This is a genomic window from Vibrio lentus, assembly GCF_030409755.1.
Taxonomy (GTDB): domain Bacteria; phylum Pseudomonadota; class Gammaproteobacteria; order Enterobacterales; family Vibrionaceae; genus Vibrio; species Vibrio lentus.
The window spans coordinates 1,754,966-1,774,633 of the sequence record NZ_JAUFQE010000002.1 but is presented as its reverse complement, the minus strand read 5'-3'; the positions used below and the strand labels follow the sequence as shown (position 1 = coordinate 1,774,633).

Here is a 19,668-nt window from a genome sequence, read left to right as displayed (position 1 = left end):
AATTGTGATCGGACGTCTCCGCGGTACATTAATAGAAAAACAGCCACCAGAATTATTGATTGAAGTCAGTGGTGTTGGTTATGAAGTTCAAATGCCAATGAGCTGTTTTTATGAGTTACCAAACGTAGGCGAAGAAGCAATTATCTACACTCATTTTGTGGTACGTGAAGACGCTCAGCTACTTTATGGTTTTAACACTGTTAAAGAGCGTGCTTTGTTCCGTGAAGTAATTAAAGCGAATGGTGTCGGCCCTAAACTTGGTCTTGGTATCCTTTCTGGAATGACGGCAAGCCAATTCGTTCAGAGCGTTGAACGTGAAGATATCTCGACACTGGTTAAACTGCCGGGTGTTGGTAAGAAAACGGCAGAGCGTTTGGTTGTTGAAATGAAAGACCGCCTGAAAGGATGGGGCGCAGGTGATCTGTTTACGCCTGCAACAGATGCAGCGCCAATGGACTCGATGCCAACGGTTCACGATGCTGAAGAAGAAGCCGTAAGCGCATTACTTGCCTTGGGTTATAAACCGACTCAAGCCTCTAAAGTTGTTGCTCAAGTGGCTAAAGATGGCATGACCAGCGAACAATTGATTCGCGAAGCACTGAAGTCGATGGTTTAATACCTCATACACTTGTTCTACAAAATAGACTCATTCACTTTGCCTGTACGCAGAGTTAGGAATAACAGAATTTATGATTGAAGCCGATCGCCTGATTGCACCGGATAATCCGGTCTTTAAAGATGAAGATGTTATCGACCGTGCAATACGTCCAAAGGCGCTAGCCGACTATCAAGGTCAGGACCACGTTCGTAACCAGATGGAGATTTTCATTCAAGCCGCTCAAATGCGAAATGAAGCTCTGGATCATCTGTTGATTTTTGGCCCTCCCGGTTTAGGTAAAACCACGTTGGCGAACATTGTTGCCAATGAAATGGATGTGAGCATCCGTACGACTTCAGGTCCAGTTTTAGAAAAAGCGGGCGATTTAGCCGCGCTATTAACCAACCTCGAAGAAAACGATGTGCTTTTCATTGATGAGATCCACCGCTTAAGCCCTGTGGTTGAAGAGGTTCTGTATCCAGCAATGGAAGATTACCAACTGGATATCATGATTGGTGAAGGCCCTGCGGCTCGCTCTATCAAGATTGACCTTCCTCCATTTACTTTGATTGGTGCAACCACTCGTGCTGGTTCACTAACATCGCCATTACGTGACCGTTTTGGTATTACTCAGCGTCTTGAGTACTACAAGGTTGAAGACCTTCAAAATATCGTTCAGCGCAGTGCAGATTGCCTTGGACTTTCATTGGAGTCGGATGGGGCATTAGAAATTGCTCGTCGTGCTCGTGGTACACCGCGTATCGCGAACCGTTTATTACGCCGTGTACGAGATTACGCGGAAGTGAAAGCTGACGGACATATTTGCCCAGACGTAGCGGATAAGGCACTCAATATGTTGGACGTTGATGCCAAAGGCTTTGACTACATGGACAGAAAGCTTCTACTTGCGATTATGGAGAAGTTTGGTGGTGGTCCGGTCGGTATCGACAACATGGCAGCCGCGATTGGTGAAGAAAAAGATACGATTGAAGATGTATTGGAACCTTATTTGATTCAGCAGGGTTATTTGCAAAGAACACCAAGAGGGCGAATTGCTACCGATAGAGCGTATTTACACTTCGGAATAGATAAACCTTCAAATCGTTAACTTATTCATTTCTAAAGATCCCAGTTGCATAAGCGCTGGGATTTTTTGGTTTTTATTGAATAACAACTCTTTGAGCAAATCGATAAAAAGGCTAAATAGAGAAATTCAAAAATGGAAACTTTGATTTCAAGTTTGATTTAGCTAACAAAAAATGAAATAAACTGTCATATCTTTTGTTAATACTTTATAGGTAGTTGTAATTTGGATGTTGAAGTGGTGCTGAGCTTTTGTCACAGATATCATGCGCGGTTATTAACAACGCTAAAATTGGTGTGATTTTAATCATGATTGTTTAAAAATAACTCTAATTTGCTTGAATAAAATTGATACAAATCAACGCAGACTTCTCCTATAAACCTTTTGAAACATACTGATTTTACCAGTAATATTAGCGCCAGCTATATTAGCTCATGCTTAACAATAATCTAACTATAACGGTACGTTTTTGCTACAAATTTCAATTTGTAATAACAATCATATAAATTGTTTTAACATGGATATTTGCGGTGAATAATCACACAAGTGTCATTCAGCCGACACAAAGGAGTTACCATGATTGATGTTGTTGATCTGTCGCGATTGCAGTTTGCATTTACAGCGATGTATCACTTCCTATTTGTTCCACTGACTTTAGGTATGGCATTTCTTCTTGCCATTATGGAGTCAGTATATGTAATGACTGGCAAACAAATTTACAAGGACATGACCAAGTTCTGGGGTAAATTGTTTGGTATTAACTTTGCTCTTGGTGTAGCGACAGGCTTAACCATGGAGTTTCAGTTTGGTACGAACTGGTCTTACTATTCTCACTACGTTGGAGACATCTTCGGTGCTCCGCTAGCTATTGAAGCGCTTGTTGCATTCTTCCTAGAGTCTACTTTTGTTGGTCTTTTCTTCTTCGGTTGGGACAGATTGTCAAAGCGTCAGCACTTAGCGGTAACGTGGTTAGTAGCACTTGGCTCTAACTTCTCAGCACTTTGGATCTTGGTAGCGAACGGCTGGATGCAAAACCCAGTGGGCGCGGAATTTAACTTTGAAACCATGCGTATGGAAATGGTGAGCTTCGCTGAAGTTGTACTAAACCCAGTAGCGCAAGTTAAATTCGTACACACAGTGGCGTCTGGTTACACAACGGGTGCAATGTTCATCCTTGGTATCAGCTCATACTACATTCTTAAAGGTCGTGACCTTGCCTTTGCTCGTCGCTCTTTTGCGATTGCAGCATCTTTCGGTATGGCGGCGATCCTGTCAGTAATCGTGCTAGGTGATGAATCTGGTTACGAGCTTGGTGAAGTTCAAAAAGTGAAGCTCGCTGCGGTAGAAGCAGAGTGGCACACGGAAGAAGCACCAGCTGCATTTACTGTTTTTGGTATTCCAAACCAAGAAACAATGAATACTGACTACGCAATTAAAATCCCTTACGTAATGGGTATAATCGCAACGCGTTCGCTTGATACTGAAGTAACGGGCCTGCGTGACTTACGTGATGATCACGTTGATCGTATCCGTACTGGTATGTACGCATACGAGCTGCTTGAAAAGCTACGTTCAGGTGACAAGTCTGAAGAAAACATTGCAGCGTTCGACGAAGTGAAAGGTGACCTAGGTTACGGTCTGCTTCTTAAGCGCTACACAGACGACGTTGTTGATGCAACAGAAGACCAAATCCAAATGGCTGCGGATGATTCTATCCCAACAGTTTGGCCTCTATTCTGGTCATTCCGTCTGATGGTTGCTTGTGGCTTCATCATGTTGTTTGTATTTGGTGCGGCGTTTGTTCAAACGTGTCGTCAGAAGATCGAACAGAAACCATGGATACTTAAAGCTGCGCTATTCTCAATCCCACTACCTTGGATTGCGATCGAAGCGGGTTGGTTCGTTGCTGAATTTGGTCGTCAACCATGGGCGGTTGGTGAAATCCTACCGGTTAATGTGGCTGCATCAGCACTAACTATTGAACAGCTTTGGACTTCTCTATTCGCTATTCTGGCACTGTACACAGTGTTCTTAATTGCTGAAGTTTACCTAATGCTGAAATTCGCACGTAAAGGTCCAAGTAGCTTAAAGACAGGCCGTTACCACTTCGAACAAAACGATAACTCTGTTGAAGACAAAGTTAGCCGTTCAGTCGAAGTATAAGTGAGGGAATATTATGTTTGATTACGAAAGCTTACGACTTATTTGGTGGGTATTGATCGGTGTTCTACTGGTTGGTTTCGCCGTAACTGATGGCTTCGATATGGGTGTTGCAGCCCTTTCACCTGTTATCGGTAAGAGCGACACTGAACGTCGTATTATGCTAAACACGATTGCCCCTCACTGGGATGGCAACCAAGTTTGGTTGATTACGGCTGGTGGTGCATTGTTTGCTGCATGGCCTTTGGTTTACGCGACGTCTTTCTCTGGTTTCTACTTCGCGATGTACGCGACGTTAGCAGCGCTTTGGTTACGACCACTTGCTCTTGATTACCGTTCTAAGATTGAAGATCCAAAATGGCGTAAAACATGGGACTACGCACTTTGCTTTAGTGGCACAGTTCCACCAATCATTTTCGGTGTGGCATTTGGTAACCTATTACAAGGTGTTCCATTCGAACTGAACGAATTCATGATGTCTAAGTACCATGGTACGTTCTTCGCTCTGCTAAACCCGTTTGCATTGCTTTGTGGTGTGTTGGCTCTGATGTTGTTCGTGATGCAAGGTGCAACATGGCTTCAAATGAAGACAACAGAAGAGCTGCACAGTCGCGCTCGTAACGTTGCTCAGATCACTGGCCTAATTGCTATTGCTCTATTCGTTATTGGTGGCTTCTGGGTTCAATCTATCGAAGGCTATGTAATTACAAGTACTATCGATACGTTTGCTGATTCAAACCCACTAAACAAAGAAGTATCACTTCAAGTTGGTGCTTGGATGACAAACTTCGAAACGTATCCAGCAATGTGGGCTGCACCGATTCTTGGTGTAGCAATGCCACTGCTTGCTGTGATTGCATCTCGCTTTGAGCGTGGTGGTTTCGCATTCTTGTTCTCAAGCCTATCTAACGCTGGTGTTATTTTAACGGCTGGTTTTGCAATGTTCCCATTCGTAATGCCATCTAGCCTGAACCCTAGCCATAGTTTGACTATGTGGGATTCAACAGCAAGTGAGCTAACGCTTGGGCTTATGACTGGAGTTGCGGCGGTAATGGTTCCTGTGATTCTGGGCTACACGACTTGGACATACTACAAAATGTTTGGTCGTCTAGATAAGAAACACATCGAAGATAACGACGTTTCAGCTTACTAAGCTAGAAGTTAAATAACTTAGGAGAAATTTTATGTGGTATTTCGCATGGATTTTGGGTGTACTTCTAGCATGTGCATTCGGCATCATCAATGCTCTTTGGCTTGAGCATTCAGAAATGATGGATAAAGACAGTGAGTAATCTCGCAGAGCAAGTTGCTAAATTGCATCAACCAATGGATAAGACTCTGTTAAGAGCTTTATCCCTAATATTGGGTTTCATGCATGTTGGTTTAGTAATGTGGGATCCTGAAACGTATGCGGCAAGCATCGGTGGCTTTAACGCTATCATTGGGCCTATGTTCATCTGGGCTGTATGCTCGAGCATGGTTTATGGTATCGGTTTTAAACCAAGAGCTTGGATGTGGCAGTTATTATTCAGCCCTTACGTTTCACTCACGATTTTGCTCTATCTAACAGTGCTGCGCCTTATCTAAATGAGGCTGTGGACTAGGTTTATAACAAAGTAAACCTAGGTAGTTGTTGGGTTTTTAGCCAAAAAGAGGTCATCTTATACAGATGGCCTTTTTTTTCGTCTTTCAAATCAAATAAATCACTGCCATATACTTTTAATGATAAAGAGTTAGGTTATAGTGAGATCTTTATCGTTTTGGGTTGTGGTAGCAAATTGCAGGGATTATCTAAGCCATTTACTTGGCCTGTGACAGTGTATTACGAAGACACCGATGCTGGTGGGGTGGTATATCATGCCAACTATCTTAAGTTCTTTGAGCGCGCTCGAACTGAGATGTTGCGCTCAATTGGCGTCTCTCAGCAAGTCTTGTTAGAACAAAATATCGGTTTCGTAGTCCGACATATGGACATTGATTTTATTCAAGGTGCGCGACTTGATGATTCTTTACAAGTCATTACAAATATTTACGAGTTGAAGCGAGCTACCTTGGTCTTCTGTCAAGAGATCGTAAATCCTGATGGCAAGGCATTGTGTAAAGCAATGGTTAAGGTAGCATGTATCGATAATCAAAAAATGAAACCCAAAGCAATGCCAACATTTATTCTCACGGAGCTAACGAATAGTGACTGCTGAAATCTCAATCTTAGGCCTAATATTAGAAGCTAGCTTACTAGTTAAGATGGTCATGCTGATTCTTATGGGCATGTCTGTTGTTTCTTGGGCAATGATCATAAAAAGAAGTAAAGTATTATCTCAAGCTTCTAAACAAACAGAAGTCTTTGAAGACAAATTTTGGTCTGGCGTTGATCTTGCTAAATTGTACCAAGAGAGCAATAAACGCAAAGACGAGCTTTCTGGTACTGAAGAAATCTTCTACGCAGGCTTCACCGAATTTGCTCGCCTTCGTAAATCTAATGCCACCTCTCCTGATTTCATTATGGAAGGCACAGGTCGCGCAATGCGCGTTGCGGTTGCCCGTGAAGTGGATGAGCTAGAAACTAACTTACCTTTCCTAGCGACCGTCGGTTCTATCAGTCCTTATATCGGCCTGTTTGGTACCGTGTGGGGCATCATGCACTCATTCATCGCACTAGGCGAAGTGAAGCAGGCGACACTCGCTATGGTTGCACCTGGTATTGCAGAAGCTCTGATTGCAACAGCAATGGGTCTATTTGCTGCTATTCCTGCTGTTATGGCTTACAACCGCTTCAGTAGCCGAGTAGGTAAACTCGAACATAACTACGCGACTTTCTCTGAAGAGTTCCACAGCATTCTTCACCGTCAAGCGATGGCTGGCAGGGAATAATAGATGGCTGGATACCAACCTAAAAAACGCAAAATGACGGCAGAGATTAACGTTGTACCTTACATCGACGTTATGCTGGTTTTGCTGATTATTTTTATGGTGACCTCACCATTCGTCACACAAGGTGTTGATGTTGAATTGCCAAAGGCTTCAACGGCTAAATCAGCTCAAGATTTACTGGGTGACGAGAACGCGAGCTTTATTATCGTTGAAGTGAACAAAGATGGTGAGCTTGGCTTGAGCGTTAACGATGAAGAGGTTCAACGAGGCCTGTCAATTGAAGACATTATTGTTCGGGTTAAAGCGGAATTGTCTCTGAATCCTAACTCTCCAGTGGCGGTCGGCGGTGATGCCGCAACGCCTTACGCTGAAGTTGTTTTATTACTTGATGAATTAAGCCGTGCAGGTGTGCCAAAGGTTGGCCTTTTAACGGATATAAGGGAATAGCTCCGTAGCATTCATGAAAGCGAATAATAAAAAATCCAATAATTTCAAAACGCCGCTTCTAATTTCAATCGGGCTGCATGTCATTCTATTCGTCGCTCTTATTTGGGGAGCAGACTTCACGATGTCAGAACCTAAGCCTACAGGGCAGATGGTTCAGGCGGTCGTGATTGACCCTCAGTTGGTTCGCAAGCAAGCCCAACAGATTCGTCAACAAAGAGAAGCTGCGGGTAAGAAAGAACAAGAACGGTTAGACAAGTTACGTCGCGAAAGCGAGCGACTTGAAAAGAATCGTAAAGCGGAAGAAGAAAACATCCGCAAGCTGAAAGAGAAACAAGCCAAAGAAGCGAAAGCGACGCGAGAAGCTGAAAAACGCCGAGTTGAAAAAGAGAAACAACGTAAAGTTGAAGAGGCTCGTTTAAAGACAGAACAAAAGAAAGCCGCGAAAGCAGAAGCTGATCGTAAGCTAAAAGAAGCCGCTGTGGTTAAGGCGGAGAAAGAACGCAAGGCCAAAGAAGCGGCTGTCGCCAAAGCTGAACAAGAACGCGTGGCAAAAGAAAAAGCCGCGAAAGAGGCAGCAGACAAAGCTCGCAAAGAAAAAGAAGCCGCTGAACGTGCTGAAAAGCAGCGTATAGCGAAAGAGAAAGAAGCGGCAGCAGCAGCGGAGAAAGCCCGTAAAGCAAAAGAAGCTGCAGCACGAGCCGAAAAAGAGCGCAAACAACAAGAGGCAGCATTGAACGATATCTTTGCTGGGCTTGAAACTGAGTCGACTCAAAACTCTTCGGCTAAACAACAATTTATTAGTGATGAAGCACAGCGCTACGGTGCGATTTATACTCAGCTTATTCAACAGAACTTATTGTTAGAAGACAGCTACAGAGGACGCTCATGTCGAGTGAACCTTAAGCTCATTCCAACGGGTTCGAATGCGATTCTGGGAAGCTTGAGTATTTTGGATGGAGACAGCCGTTTGTGCGCAGCAACCAAGCGTGCCGTGGCACAAGTGCAATCTTATCCATTGCCTAAAGACCCGGACATTGTGAAATCACTGAAAGACATCAACTTAACTGTATCACCAGAGTAAAAGGACGAACTTGTGTTAAAAAAACTATTACTGAGTTTTGTTTTCGTAATAGCGACAAGCAGCCAGTTTGCACATGCAGCGCTGGAGCTGGTTATTACAGACGGTATAAACTCTGCTAGACCTATCGCTATTGTGCCTTTCCGTTGGGAAGGTGCAGGACCTTTGCCACACGATGTGTCAGCGGTTATCGCTTCTGACTTACAACGTAGTGGTAAATTCAGCCCAGTTGCAACAAGCAAAATGCCTCAAACGCCTTACAGCGAAACAGAGGTCGACTTTGATGCTTGGACTAACCTAGGCGTTGATTCATTACTAACCGGTAGCATTACTAAAAATGCTGAAGGGCAATACGTCGTCAACTACCAGTTGATTGACATTGTTCGTGGTCAACTGACCAAAGGACAAAGCCGTGCGCTAAGTGATGAAGGCCAACTGGTACTTTCTAAAGACCACGTTTTGTTCAATAAGAAAGCGACGGTTCCTGGCAAACGCTTGAGAGAGTATGCACACCGTATTTCTGATTTAGTGTATGAAGAACTGACTGGTGAGAAAGGCGCGTTTTTAACTCGTATCTCTTACGTGGTAGTGAATGACAAAGACAAATACCCATACCAACTTCGTGTTGCTGATTACGATGGTTTCAATGAGCGTTTAGTACTTCGCTCTAAACAACCTCTTATGTCACCAGCATGGTCACCAGACGGTAAGAAGCTGGCTTATGTAAGCTTCCAAAATGGCCAAGCTGAAATATTCATTATGAATATTTACACCGGTGAACGTGAGAAGGTGACGTCATACCCTCGTCACAATGGCGCGCCAAGATTCTCTCCAGACGGTAAGACATTGGCATTGGTATTGTCGAAAACAGGCAGCCTTCAAGTGTACACACTTGACCTTGCTAGCCGTAAGCTGACTCAAATTACCCGCGGGCGTTCTAATAATACTGAACCATTCTGGCACCCAGATGGCAAGTCTCTTATTTTCACGTCGGATCGTGGTGGTAAACCTCAGATTTATAATGTAAATTTGTCCAATAATTCGACTTCTCGTATTACTTGGCAAGGTAGCCAAAACTTAGGTGGCCAGATCACCCCTGATGGACGATTCCTGATCATGGTAAATCGCAGCAACTCAGGTTTTAATTTGGCTAAGCAAGATTTGGAAACCGGTGCGGTTCAGGTGCTAACAAAAACACTGTTAGATGAATCTCCAAGCATTGCACCGAATGGAGGTATGGTTATCTATAGCTCTATCTACAACAAAACAAACGTGCTATCGATGGTTTCTATCGATGGTCGTTTTAAAGCTAGATTACCGGCAACCAACGGACGCGTACGAGCGCCTGCATGGTCACCGTTCCTCTAGTTAAAGTGATACATTCTTTTAGCTATTGATAGTGTTAACTATTGTGGCAATTAACTATCTATAGCACTTAGTCGCTGTAGAAACTAAGTTTGATAACGTAAGGAAAAAAAGATGCAACTTAACAAAGTTCTTAAAGGCTTGATGATTGCACTACCAGTGATGGCAGTAACGGCATGTAGCTCAACTGATGAAGCAACATCTGCAACTTCAGGTACTGAAAGCAACCAAACAACTTCAGGTTCAGAAGGCAACGTAGACACAACTGTTGTAACGCCAATTGATGCTAACGCTCAACTGTCTGAGCAAGAGCTTAAAGAGCAAGCGCTACGCGAAACTCAAACAATCTACTTTGCATTCGATAACTCTACTATCGCTAGCGACTACGAAGAAATTCTAGCAGCTCACGCAGCTTACCTAAGCAACAACGTTGACATGAACGTTACTATCGAAGGTCACGCTGATGAACGCGGTACTCCTGAGTACAACATCGCACTTGGCGAGCGTCGTGCACAAGCTGTAGCGAAATACCTACAAGCTCTAGGTGTTCAAGCAGACCAAATCTCTATCGTAAGCTACGGTGAAGAGAAGCCACTTCTTCTAGGTCAATCTGAAGATGTGTACGCTAAAAACCGTCGCGCAGTACTAGTTTACTAATTTTAGTAGGCTATATAATTGAGGAATTGCCTCATGTTCAGTAACACAAAGCGAGTCATTTTGCTTTCGTTACTGGCAAGTGCAGCGAACATCGCGTTCGCTGCACCAGCTCCAGTATCCGATCTCAATAGCACCGCAACCAATTCATCATCTTCCTCTCGATCAGCAGCCTCTAACGAATCAGATATCGAGCGTTTAGAGCGCCTGCTTCAAAATCGCAACCTCGTTCAGCTTCAAATGCAACAGCAAATCGACGACATGGCACTGGAGATCAGTGAACTTCGTGGTGAGTTGGAACGAAACAGTTACGATATGAAGCAAATGCTAGAGCGCCAACGTGAACTGTTCATTGAACTGGATCGTGTAAGAGGCGAGGTGAAAGCAGCAGGAACAGCAACGGTAGCAGTGGCGGCGAGCGAAGGCTCTAAAGACGCTTCTGGTACGTTCAGTACTGATGTCGATGAGCAAACCGCTTATCAAAATGCTGTAGATATGATTCTAAAGCAACGAGACTACACGGGTGCTATCGCTGCATTCCAAAAGTTTCAAAAAGACTTCCCAGATTCTACCTTCACACCTAACTCACATTACTGGTTAGGTCAGCTTTATTTCGCTAAGAAGCAAGATAAAGAAGCTGTGAAGAGCTTTGCCGCTGTTGTGTCGTACAAAGATTCAAATAAGCGAGCTGATGCACTGGTTAAGCTTGGTGACATAGCTGCACGCAACAATAACGCGACGCAAGCTAAGAAATATTACCAACAAGTCGTTACCGAGTACCCAAACAGTGCTTCGGCTAAAGTGGCGAAAACCCACTTATAAACAAAATAGAGGTGCTCAGGTACCTCTTTTTTATACCTGCTTACTTCCTTAATTTTTACTCAGCCGCTTTGTGACGCAAACGCATCACCTTGTTTATGCGTTTTAAGTCTTAGCTAGTCACCGCTTGCAACCAATCCTTTTTGATCCTCATCGCTGTCCTGTGTAGAATACTCTAATCCTCGGAAGAAGTGCGTAGAGCAAGAGCAATGAGTCATATATTAGATAAAATCGATACAGTTTACCCGTTTCCGCCGAAGCCAGTTCCATTGAGCGACGCTCAGAAACAGGCCCACATCGCGAACATCAAAAAACTACTTCAAGAAAAAGATGCAGTTCTAATTGCACACTACTATACAGATCCTGAAATTCAGGCTCTGGCTGAAGAAACTGGTGGTTTCGTTGGCGATTCTTTAGAAATGGCTAAGTTCGGTAACCGTCATTCAGCAAGCACTTTGATCATCGCTGGTGTTCGTTTCATGGGTGAGTCTGCGAAGATTCTGACGCCTGAAAAACGCATTCTAATGCCAACACTTGAAGCTGAATGTTCACTTGATCTTGGTTGTCCTGCTGACAAATTTACAGAATTTTGTGATGCTCACCCTGACCACACCGTGGTTGTATACGCGAACACCTCTGCAGCTGTTAAAGCTCGTGCAGACTGGGTGGTTACGTCGAGTATTGCTTTAGAAATCGTTGAAAGCCTAGACGCTGAAGGCAAACCCATTATTTGGGGCCCAGATCGTCACCTAGGTTCTTACATCGCAAATCAAACCGGCGCTGACATGTTGCTTTGGCAAGGTGAGTGTATCGTTCATGATGAATTCTCAGCTGATGCTTTGAAGAAAATGAAATCGGTCTACCCAGAAGCGGCTATTTTGGTTCATCCAGAATCACCAGCAAGTGTTGTTGAGCTGGCAGATGCTGTAGGTTCAACAAGCCAACTTATTAAGAAGGCAAAAGAGTTGCCTCATCCACAGATGATTGTTGCGACTGACAAAGGTATCTTCTTCAAGATGCAACAATTGGTTCCTGAAAAAGAACTGATTGAAGCACCAACAGCGGGTGCTGGTGCAACTTGTCGTAGCTGCGCACACTGTCCTTGGATGGCAATGAACGGCCTTGAAGCGATTGAAAACGCACTTGAGCATGGTGGTAAGCAACACGAAATTTTCGTTTCTGACGAACTACGTGTGAAGTCTCTTATCCCATTGAACCGCATGCTAGATTTTGCCGAACAGCTTAACCTACAGGTTAAAGGCAACGCTTAATTTCGTTGCCGTGATGAAATAAGCAGTCCAGCTTAATCACTGTTTTGCTTTTACCATCAAGAGAAAAACCAGCCGAGTGCTGGTTTTTTTGTATCTTAGTATTGGCTATCGATATCAATGTTGATCTTATGTATCTTTTTCTGATGATACATCTTGTTGATATCGCGTATTTTTTCTAGCATGTAAGTAACAGAAAAGGATTTGAGGCTCGAATGATAATCTGGTTACAACTCAAACGCTGGATCAAAGCAAACATCTTTGTTTTGAATGGCAAAAACTTACTGTTCACTTTTCTTGGCTACATAGTTCTATCGTGGTCGATGCTGTATTTGGCGGGTGAAACAGATTTAACCAGTTCGATTACCGTATTCGCTTACTATTTGGTGGTGACGGCTTCTACAGTTGGTTATGGTGATTTATCACCGACCACGGTAGCGGGGCAGTGGATCGTTATTCTATTTGTGATTCCAGGTGGGTTGAGCCTTTTCGCCGCACTACTCGGTAAAGTGGCGACAGAGGGTGTTGAATATTGGCGAGCAGGCTTGCTAGGAAAAAGGAGAGTTAGAGTGGACAACCACATTTTGATGCTTGGATGGAATGAGCAAAGAACCATTCATCTCATTCGCATGTTGCAGCATGAAGAAACGGGCAAGCGACCAATCGTATTATGTACTCGTTCAGATATTGAGAACCCGCTACCTGGTGAAATCAACTTCGTTAAAGTGAATAGCTACACTGATGGTAAAGAGATGGAGAAAACGGGCATTGAGTCAGCCAGTTGTATTCTGATTGATAACCCTGAAGATGACATTACTTTATCTGCGGCGCTCTACTGTGCGAACCGAAACCCTAAGGCGCACCTTTTGGTTTACTTTAAAGATGAAGCATTGAGCGACTTGCTACACAAGCATTGTCCAAATTCAGAATGTATTCCTGCTGTTGGTGCGGAAATGCTGGCCAAAGCTGCAGTCGACCCCGGTTCTAGTGCGCTTCATCAAGAGTTATTAAGCTCCACAAGAGGCATGACACAGTATTCAACGTATTTCCCTGAAAACGCCGAGCCTGTGACCGTTGCGCCTATTTTCACTGTGTTTAAAGAGAAGTATCAAGCAACGTTGATAGCGATTGATACTGGCAGCGGTATTGCACTTAACCCAGAACTTGATCAAGTTGTCAGCAGTGGGACTAAGTTGTTTTATATTGCCGATGAGCGAATCGATCACTTCGATTGGAAAGGCTTTTAAACTAACACCATTCCTTCAGATCTAAAAAAGGCCTCATCGTGAGGCCTTTTTGTTATCGTTCGGTTGAGCGAGTCGAGCTCATTCTTTTGCCGAGCTAGTATCTTTTGTAGAGCTTGTTTCTTTGGCAGAGGTTATTGCGCTTCTGCCAATGCGATGCCGCGCTGCGTTAGTCCACAAAGCATTACAGGAACAGCGTTGAAGATCTCTTCGAATTGCTCTAGGCCTTCAATACCTTGCTCTGCCAGTGTCGCGATTGACGTTTCTGGATCGTAAAGCATGCTAAGTGAAAGTAACACACCACCGACAAGGGCGTTGTCTTCGCTGTCTTCAGGCATCAGTGTTTCCCAATCATCTCGGGCGATCTGCCAGCCTTGAAGCAAGCCTTCACAGAAATCGCGAGCTGCGGTATTCACCACTTCTGCATCATCCAGTTGGCAATCTTCAGGCCAAACCCACGTGCCTTCGATTAGCTCAGGACGTGTTTTGTTCCAAAGAGAGATGATAACTTCAATGTAGCTTTCAAGTTGTTCACCATCCGTAAATGGAGCGACTTCTTCACCACCCCAAAGGAACGGTAGCCACTCATGCGGTGTTAACACATTAGGCGCCGCTGCCATTGCAGTGACAAATCCCATGGTTTTGTGTTCTGTGATTAGCTTTCCTTCCAACTCTGGAAGCGCAAGAATATCTTGTAAGGTCAAAGTGAGGTACCGTAAAAGGGAACATATTTGCGCTTATAGTACCAATGAACTTGTGCCAATCAAGCTTCAATCTAAAAAGGCTTGATGTCGTTGGTGATAAACACTAGGTTTAACAGAAAAGAAAACAATAAAAGAATTATGCAGATACGGTCGTCTTTAAAGAAAAAAAGCATGGTAGCGCTTGGGTTATACCTTGCGATGTTTATTGCCATTGTCGGCAGCGTGACGTATTACGTCGTAGAATCCCCTGTGCGTGCCAAATTACAACAAAACCTCGACTTGCGTACGGAGCTGTTGTCCGCATTGATTACAGAGCCACTCAGTAGCTCTCAAGGTTTTGTTGATAGTTTAGTTGGTTTCGCTCAGGCACATCGCAATGGTAAGGATGTCATCCCGCTGTTTAAGTCGATGTTGGCGGCGAGTGATGACACGATCGTCAGCGCTGGTATTTGGCCTGAACCTTATGTGTTGGATTCTAAAAAGCTGCTTAACAGCTATTTTTTCAACAAAGCCGACGACGGCACAATTGACCAACTGTTTTCTTATAACAACCCTAAAAACGCCCCTTATCATGAAGAATATTGGTACACGTCTGTCGTAGACAAGCTACAGGGAACCATCTCATGGAGTGATGTGTATATCGACCCGTACACACACGTTCGAATGATCACTGCTTCTTCCCCTTATTATTACGATGGAACTTTCGCGGGTGTTGCGACTGTGGATCTTTCCCTCGAAGAACTATTGGGTTTCATTAAAAACCATGCAGAAGAGTACAACCTTGGTATTACGCTGAGAGATAAACTCAACCAAGTGTTGGTTTCCCATAACTTCAATCTCGTTGAAGGGATCTACATCAGTAGCAGCCAATTTGGCGAATTTGGTTGGCAAGTGGATGTGGTTAACTCAAAGTCACGTGTGGCAGACGAAGTTTTTCGCCAAGTGATGAGTATCGAGGGCGGTATTGTGCCGCTATTACTACTGTGTGTAATGGCCGGCTATTACTTATTGAACCGCTATTTGATTAGTCCGATAACGACCATCGCCGCTAAGGTCGATGGTTCGAAAGCGGGTGAAATCATTGATGTTGATTATTCAAGTGATGATGAAATCGGCCACTTGATTAAAACCTTCAACGAAAAGACCATTTACCTCGAAGCGGAAAAAGTCAAAGCTCAAGCATCAACCAATGCTAAAACCGCTTTTCTCGCGACCCTGTCACATGAAATCCGCACGCCAATGAATGGGGTGTTGGGCACCGCTCAGATCTTGCTAAAAACGCCGCTAAATTCTGACCAAGAGAAGCATCTTAAGAGTTTGTATGATTCGGGCGATCATATGATGACTTTGCTCAATGAGATATTAGACTTTTCTAAAATAGAGCAGGGCAGGTTAGATTTGGATGAAACTCGATTCCCGCTTGATTCGATCATCGGCAGTATTAACAGTGTCTACTACACATTGTCTTCCGAGAAAGGGCTTCAATTCAAAGTGTATTCTGAGGTGCCTTCTGGTCGTTGGTACTTCTCGGACAAAGCACGCTTGCGCCAAATCTTGTTTAATCTTCTGAACAACGCTGTGAAGTTCACTTCTAGAGGCTTCGTTGAGGTGTATCTCAAAGAAGTCGTAGAAGGAAGTGAGACCTACCTCAGTATTCGTGTTCGTGATACTGGCATTGGGATCTCCAAAGAAGCCCAAAAGCGTATTTTCAAGCCTTTTGAACAAGCAGAGTCGTCGACAACAAGACGTTTTGGCGGTACAGGTCTTGGCTTGGCGATAGTAAAGAAAATCGCCCAACTTATGGATGGCAGTATTACCGTCACCAGTGAAGAAGGGATAGGCACGAGTTTTGATGTTCGACTAAAGATTCAACCCTGTCAGCCTGGAGAGATAGAGAGCTTGCCTCACAAGAAGTTAGATTACTCTGGCTTGAAAGTGCTGATTGTGGAGGATAACCGGACCAATACAATCATCATCGAAACATTCATGAACAGTAAAGGATTCACGTGTAAAAGCGTGGAAAACGGTGAGCTTGCCATACAAGCTGTCGTTGCTGAGCATTTTGATTTGGTGTTGATGGATAACCATATGCCTGTAATGGACGGTGTTGAATCAACAACCGCGATTCGCGCTCTGATTGGCGATGTTTCATCAGTCTTGATCTTAGGTTGTACTGCTGATGTCTTCAAAGAGACTCGAGAACGCATGCTCGGCGCCGGCGTGGATTACATTATTGCGAAACCCATTGATGAACGAGAGCTTGATGACGCGTTATTCCGTTATTCAAACAAGCTTTACCAGTTCCACGAGGAAGAGAGCGCTAATAAACAAAGTGATAGTGCTAATCACGACAACAACCATGATCAAACCATTCATGAAAGAGAAGGTCATGGTCGTCTAGAAAAACATGGATTAGACAGCCATAACGGAAATGTGCCCAAAACACATCTTCATGAGGAAAAAAGCCAAAGCTGCTCGTTGCCTAAACCTGACTTACGAAACAAAGACAATACAGAAGAACTCCTGGTCACGCTTTACGTAGCACTTGAAGACAATAATCTAGAGTTGATTCGATTTGCGTTAGAGAGTCTGCGTGTTCATGTCAAGCCAATGAACAATGCTGAACTTACCTATCAAGTTGATAAGGCACTAGAACAGGTATCTCTGGGAGAGCCTCCTTCTCAAGATGTCATCAATATCATTACTGTAAATATACCTATGGCTTAGATGTTGTTTAGTTACAGAAAATTAATAACGAATTGTCTACTATTTGACCTTGATAAGATTTATTGGTGGAAGTAACTGCTTTTTAAGTGGTTTTTGGTTGTTAATTTACAACTTGATTTTTAATTTGGAATGTATGACTACTAATCTTGTGATTTAATAGCGACATTATCTGGTAGGGTGTAGATACACCTTGTTTATATGTTGCTAATTCACTCAATAGGCAGTGATATATTTTAGGTTTAGTATCAATGAAGTCTCGTGGTCCATTTTGTATTCGTAACGCAGCGGCGGATACATTTGCTATGGTAGTTTTCTGTTTTATCTCTGGCATGATCGTAGAAGTGTTTATTTCAGGTATGACGTTTGAGCAATCTCTTGCTTCTCGAACGTTATCTATTCCGGTAAACATTGCTATCGCTTGGCCTTATGGTGTTTTTCGTGATTGGTTCTTGCGTAATGGTGCAAAGCTTTCACAAAGTTCGTTGATGAAGAATATATCTGACCTTTTAGCTTACGTGTTGTTCCAGTCGCCTGTGTATGCCGGTATTTTATTGGCGGTTGGTGCTTCAAGCGACCAGATCGTCACGGCTGTAACTAGTAACGCTGTAATCTCATGTGGTATGGGCGTGTTGTACGGTTACTTCTTAGATATGTGCCGTAAATGGTTTAGAGTTCCTGGCTACTATCAACAAGCTTAAGAAAAGCAACAAGCGTAAGTGTAGCGATAGAATAAAATTTGGTTTGTTTTTGATCTAATGAGTTAATTTGTAATCGAACAAGCCGAAAAAGACACTTTTTTTGAGAATGCCCCTTGACCAAAGCAAGCAGAATCAATAAAGTAGCGCCTCGTTGAGTGACAAGCTCAACACACAATTTGTGGAAGGATGGCTGAGTGGCTTAAGGCGCTCGCCTGGAAAGCGAGTATACGTTTATAGCGTATCAGGGGTTCAAATCCCCATCCTTCCACCACTATTCAAAACCCTAGCAGAAATGCTGGGGTTTTCTCGTTTTAGAGCCTCTAGATTCCACGTCATCCGCATCCATTCTTAGTATCAGTTCCTTTAATCCTTTCTTGATAGTCATTTCCTCTATTAATGCCGTCGCAGATTGAACGATCTTAGGTGTTTTTATCGTCGATAAACGCTTGATTTTTTGGCATGAATCTAGATTATTAATAGTACGCAATATTAATAATCTAACTATTAGGAATCCATAGCCCCATGACAGAAACCCTAGTTTCTCCATTGCTCTCCTTTACTATCGCGATCTCATTACTGTTTATTGGTAAAGGTTTGATCGAGCGTTCGGAATTATTAAGGAAGTATTCATTACCAGAGCCTGTTATTGGCGGCTTTGTTTGTGCAGCGACCGTAGCTGCGCTTTACTATCTATTTGAAATTCAAATCACCTTTAGCCTAGATGTCAGAGATTTTTTGCTTCTCTACTTTTTTGCTGGCATCGGACTCCAAGCGGATATTAAAACGCTGATAAAGGGTGGGCGACCGTTGTTCATTCTGCTGTTTCTTGCCGCTGTTTTTATCGTGTTGCAAAACGTGGTCGGCATGGCGGTAGCTTCAGGCTTCGGAATGGATCCTAAAGCGGGCTTATTGTCGGGCTCTGTCAGCTTAATCGGTGGCGTAGGTACAACGTTGGCGTGGGCTCCAATGTTCGTTGAAGAGTTTGGTATTTCGAACGCGCTAGAGCTCGGTGTGGCGTCAAACACGGTTGGCTTGATTGCGGCGTGTGTGATTGGTGGTCCAATTGCCAACTACCTACTTAATAAACACAAAATTAGCCCATCGAATGAAGAAGACGTGACGGTCGGTGCGTATCAAGAGAGTGAAACAAAAACAGAGCTAAGCCACTACGGCGTTCTGTGGGCTTGGTTAATCCTAAACCTCACTCTGATGCTTGGTTACAGTCTAAGCGAAGTCATTGATTCGATGGGCTTAAAACTTCCGCTATTCGTAAGCTGCTTAATCGCCGGTATCCTGATCGGGAACATTGGTCGAGCGCTGTTTAAGAAGCGTCGTACGCAAGAGAAAATAGCTCAAGGTCGCAAAGGCTTAGCGATGATCTCTGACATCTGCTTAGGTATGTTCTTAACTATGGCATTGATGGGGCTCCGCATCTGGGATCTTGATGGGTTGTTTGGCTATATCTCGGTGATCATGAGTATCCAGATTTTGCTTTCCCTGTTATTTACCATATTCGTAGTCTATTACTTGATGGGAAGAAACTACGACTCAGTGGTGATATGTTCTGGCTTCGGAGGTATCACTCTCGGCTCGACTGCCACAGCGATTGTGAACATGACTGCTGTGACTCACCGCTATGGCGCAAGCCCACAAGCATTCATTGTGGTGCCTTTAGTGTGTGGTTTCTTTGTCGATTTGATTAATGCGTTGGTGATTAGCTTTTTTGTCGGGATGTAGTGACTTCCTGAGCCTTTCTTGTCATTGACTACAGACAATTCTCAGTAGCTTACTCGATTGAGTGAGCTACTTATTGTCTTGTTATAATTCCTCTTCAAATACGACCATACCTGTAACTCTCTCATCCGTCCCTTCTTGATTTTATAATATTTCATCAATATTACTTGGTTATGGTTTATATTTCCGTAGGATGGGTGTTTTTATAATTGAGGTA

19 protein-coding genes and 1 tRNA gene are annotated in these 19,668 nt (G+C 43.6%); 19 read left to right on the top strand and 1 reads right to left on the bottom strand.

Annotation, left to right across the window (positions count from 1 at the left end; genetic code table 11):
- Positions 1-4 precede the first annotated feature (4 nt).
- From ruvA to QWZ07_RS16285, 15 genes are all read left to right on the top strand, one after another.
- The gene (ruvA, locus tag QWZ07_RS16355) at positions 5-616 is read left to right on the top strand and encodes a Holliday junction branch migration protein RuvA (protein ID WP_017076435.1); all 612 of its coding nucleotides are present in this window, start codon (positions 5-7) and stop codon (positions 614-616) included.
- A gap of 73 nt (positions 617-689) precedes the next feature.
- Positions 690-1,706 (top strand): Holliday junction branch migration DNA helicase RuvB, encoded by a 1,017-nt coding sequence (ruvB, locus tag QWZ07_RS16350; protein WP_017105751.1) that lies wholly within the window; start codon positions 690-692, stop codon positions 1,704-1,706.
- A 552-nt stretch (positions 1,707-2,258) separates the two neighbouring features.
- Positions 2,259-3,845, top strand: coding sequence for a cytochrome ubiquinol oxidase subunit I (cydA, locus tag QWZ07_RS16345; protein ID WP_029223557.1), 1,587 nt, complete (start codon positions 2,259-2,261; stop codon positions 3,843-3,845).
- A gap of 13 nt (positions 3,846-3,858) precedes the next feature.
- On the top strand, positions 3,859-4,995 hold the full coding sequence (cydB, locus tag QWZ07_RS16340) for a cytochrome d ubiquinol oxidase subunit II (protein ID WP_017111035.1): 1,137 nt from the start codon (positions 3,859-3,861) through the stop codon (positions 4,993-4,995).
- A gap of 31 nt (positions 4,996-5,026) precedes the next feature.
- Positions 5,027-5,134, top strand: coding sequence for a cytochrome bd-I oxidase subunit CydX (cydX, locus tag QWZ07_RS16335; RefSeq protein ID WP_000270284.1), 108 nt, complete (start codon positions 5,027-5,029; stop codon positions 5,132-5,134).
- Positions 5,127-5,429 carry a cyd operon protein YbgE gene (gene ybgE / locus QWZ07_RS16330; protein WP_017111034.1) on the top strand — a complete coding sequence of 101 codons (303 nt, stop codon included), beginning with the start codon at positions 5,127-5,129 and terminating at the stop codon, positions 5,427-5,429. The genes cydX and ybgE overlap by 8 nt, the downstream gene beginning before the upstream one ends.
- 173 nt (positions 5,430-5,602) lie before the next feature.
- Entirely contained in the window at positions 5,603-6,040 is a 438-nt protein-coding gene (ybgC, locus tag QWZ07_RS16325) for a tol-pal system-associated acyl-CoA thioesterase (protein WP_017105747.1), read from the top strand.
- Complete coding sequence (tolQ, locus tag QWZ07_RS16320) at positions 6,030-6,713, top strand: protein TolQ (protein WP_017111033.1); 684 nt, start codon at positions 6,030-6,032, stop codon at positions 6,711-6,713. The genes ybgC and tolQ overlap by 11 nt, the downstream gene beginning before the upstream one ends.
- 3 nt (positions 6,714-6,716) lie before the next feature.
- On the top strand, positions 6,717-7,160 hold the full coding sequence (gene tolR, locus QWZ07_RS16315; protein WP_017105745.1) for a protein TolR: 444 nt from the start codon (positions 6,717-6,719) through the stop codon (positions 7,158-7,160).
- A gap of 13 nt (positions 7,161-7,173) precedes the next feature.
- Entirely contained in the window at positions 7,174-8,241 is a 1,068-nt protein-coding gene (gene tolA, locus QWZ07_RS16310; RefSeq protein ID WP_017105744.1) for a cell envelope integrity protein TolA, read from the top strand.
- A 12-nt stretch (positions 8,242-8,253) separates the two neighbouring features.
- Entirely contained in the window at positions 8,254-9,606 is a 1,353-nt protein-coding gene (gene tolB / locus QWZ07_RS16305) for a Tol-Pal system beta propeller repeat protein TolB (RefSeq protein WP_065111061.1), read from the top strand.
- 111 nt (positions 9,607-9,717) lie between these two features.
- A complete protein-coding gene (gene pal / locus QWZ07_RS16300) occupies positions 9,718-10,260 on the top strand; it encodes a peptidoglycan-associated lipoprotein Pal (RefSeq protein WP_017105742.1) in 543 nt (180 codons plus the stop codon).
- A 33-nt stretch (positions 10,261-10,293) separates the two neighbouring features.
- A complete protein-coding gene (gene ybgF, locus QWZ07_RS16295; RefSeq protein WP_029223556.1) occupies positions 10,294-11,079 on the top strand; it encodes a tol-pal system protein YbgF in 786 nt (261 codons plus the stop codon).
- 206 nt (positions 11,080-11,285) lie between these two features.
- A complete protein-coding gene (gene nadA, locus QWZ07_RS16290; protein ID WP_017105740.1) occupies positions 11,286-12,347 on the top strand; it encodes a quinolinate synthase NadA in 1,062 nt (353 codons plus the stop codon).
- Positions 12,348-12,559: 212 nt separating this feature from the next.
- Entirely contained in the window at positions 12,560-13,591 is a 1,032-nt protein-coding gene (locus QWZ07_RS16285; RefSeq protein ID WP_192852895.1) for a potassium channel family protein, read from the top strand.
- Positions 13,592-13,722: 131 nt separating this feature from the next.
- On the opposite strand, the gene QWZ07_RS16280 is transcribed toward QWZ07_RS16285, so the two are convergent.
- Complete coding sequence (locus tag QWZ07_RS16280; protein WP_017105738.1) at positions 13,723-14,292, bottom strand: UPF0149 family protein; 570 nt, start codon at positions 14,290-14,292, stop codon at positions 13,723-13,725.
- A gap of 138 nt (positions 14,293-14,430) precedes the next feature.
- On the opposite strand from QWZ07_RS16280, the gene QWZ07_RS16275 reads away from it, so the two are divergent.
- From QWZ07_RS16275 to gltS, 4 genes are all read left to right on the top strand, one after another.
- Positions 14,431-17,019, top strand: coding sequence for a hybrid sensor histidine kinase/response regulator (locus tag QWZ07_RS16275; RefSeq protein ID WP_435434240.1), 2,589 nt, complete (start codon positions 14,431-14,433; stop codon positions 17,017-17,019).
- A 248-nt stretch (positions 17,020-17,267) separates the two neighbouring features.
- Positions 17,268-17,717, top strand: a complete 450-nt coding sequence (locus QWZ07_RS16270; RefSeq protein ID WP_017105736.1) for an L-alanine exporter AlaE — start codon at positions 17,268-17,270, stop codon at positions 17,715-17,717.
- Between the two features lie 180 nt (positions 17,718-17,897).
- A tRNA-Ser gene (locus QWZ07_RS16265) sits at positions 17,898-17,988 on the top strand.
- A 251-nt stretch (positions 17,989-18,239) separates the two neighbouring features.
- Entirely contained in the window at positions 18,240-19,454 is a 1,215-nt protein-coding gene (gene gltS, locus QWZ07_RS16260) for a sodium/glutamate symporter (RefSeq protein WP_102486419.1), read from the top strand.
- Positions 19,455-19,668: the final 214 nt, after the last annotated feature.

Coding starts and splice junctions, on each gene's coding strand:
- pal (WP_017105742.1), top strand. CDS start 9,718: ATGCAACTTAACAAAGTTCTTAAAGGCTTGATGATTGCACTACCAGTG.
- QWZ07_RS16275 (WP_435434240.1), top strand. CDS start 14,431: ATGCAGATACGGTCGTCTTTAAAGAAAAAAAGCATGGTAGCGCTTGGG.
- gltS (WP_102486419.1), top strand. CDS start 18,240: ATGACAGAAACCCTAGTTTCTCCATTGCTCTCCTTTACTATCGCGATC.
- QWZ07_RS16285 (WP_192852895.1), top strand. CDS start 12,560: ATGATAATCTGGTTACAACTCAAACGCTGGATCAAAGCAAACATCTTT.
- tolA (WP_017105744.1), top strand. CDS start 7,174: ATGAAAGCGAATAATAAAAAATCCAATAATTTCAAAACGCCGCTTCTA.
- cydX (WP_000270284.1), top strand. CDS start 5,027: ATGTGGTATTTCGCATGGATTTTGGGTGTACTTCTAGCATGTGCATTC.
- ybgF (WP_029223556.1), top strand. CDS start 10,294: ATGTTCAGTAACACAAAGCGAGTCATTTTGCTTTCGTTACTGGCAAGT.
- cydB (WP_017111035.1), top strand. CDS start 3,859: ATGTTTGATTACGAAAGCTTACGACTTATTTGGTGGGTATTGATCGGT.
- QWZ07_RS16270 (WP_017105736.1), top strand. CDS start 17,268: ATGAAGTCTCGTGGTCCATTTTGTATTCGTAACGCAGCGGCGGATACA.
- cydA (WP_029223557.1), top strand. CDS start 2,259: ATGATTGATGTTGTTGATCTGTCGCGATTGCAGTTTGCATTTACAGCG.
- nadA (WP_017105740.1), top strand. CDS start 11,286: ATGAGTCATATATTAGATAAAATCGATACAGTTTACCCGTTTCCGCCG.
- ruvB (WP_017105751.1), top strand. CDS start 690: ATGATTGAAGCCGATCGCCTGATTGCACCGGATAATCCGGTCTTTAAA.
- tolR (WP_017105745.1), top strand. CDS start 6,717: ATGGCTGGATACCAACCTAAAAAACGCAAAATGACGGCAGAGATTAAC.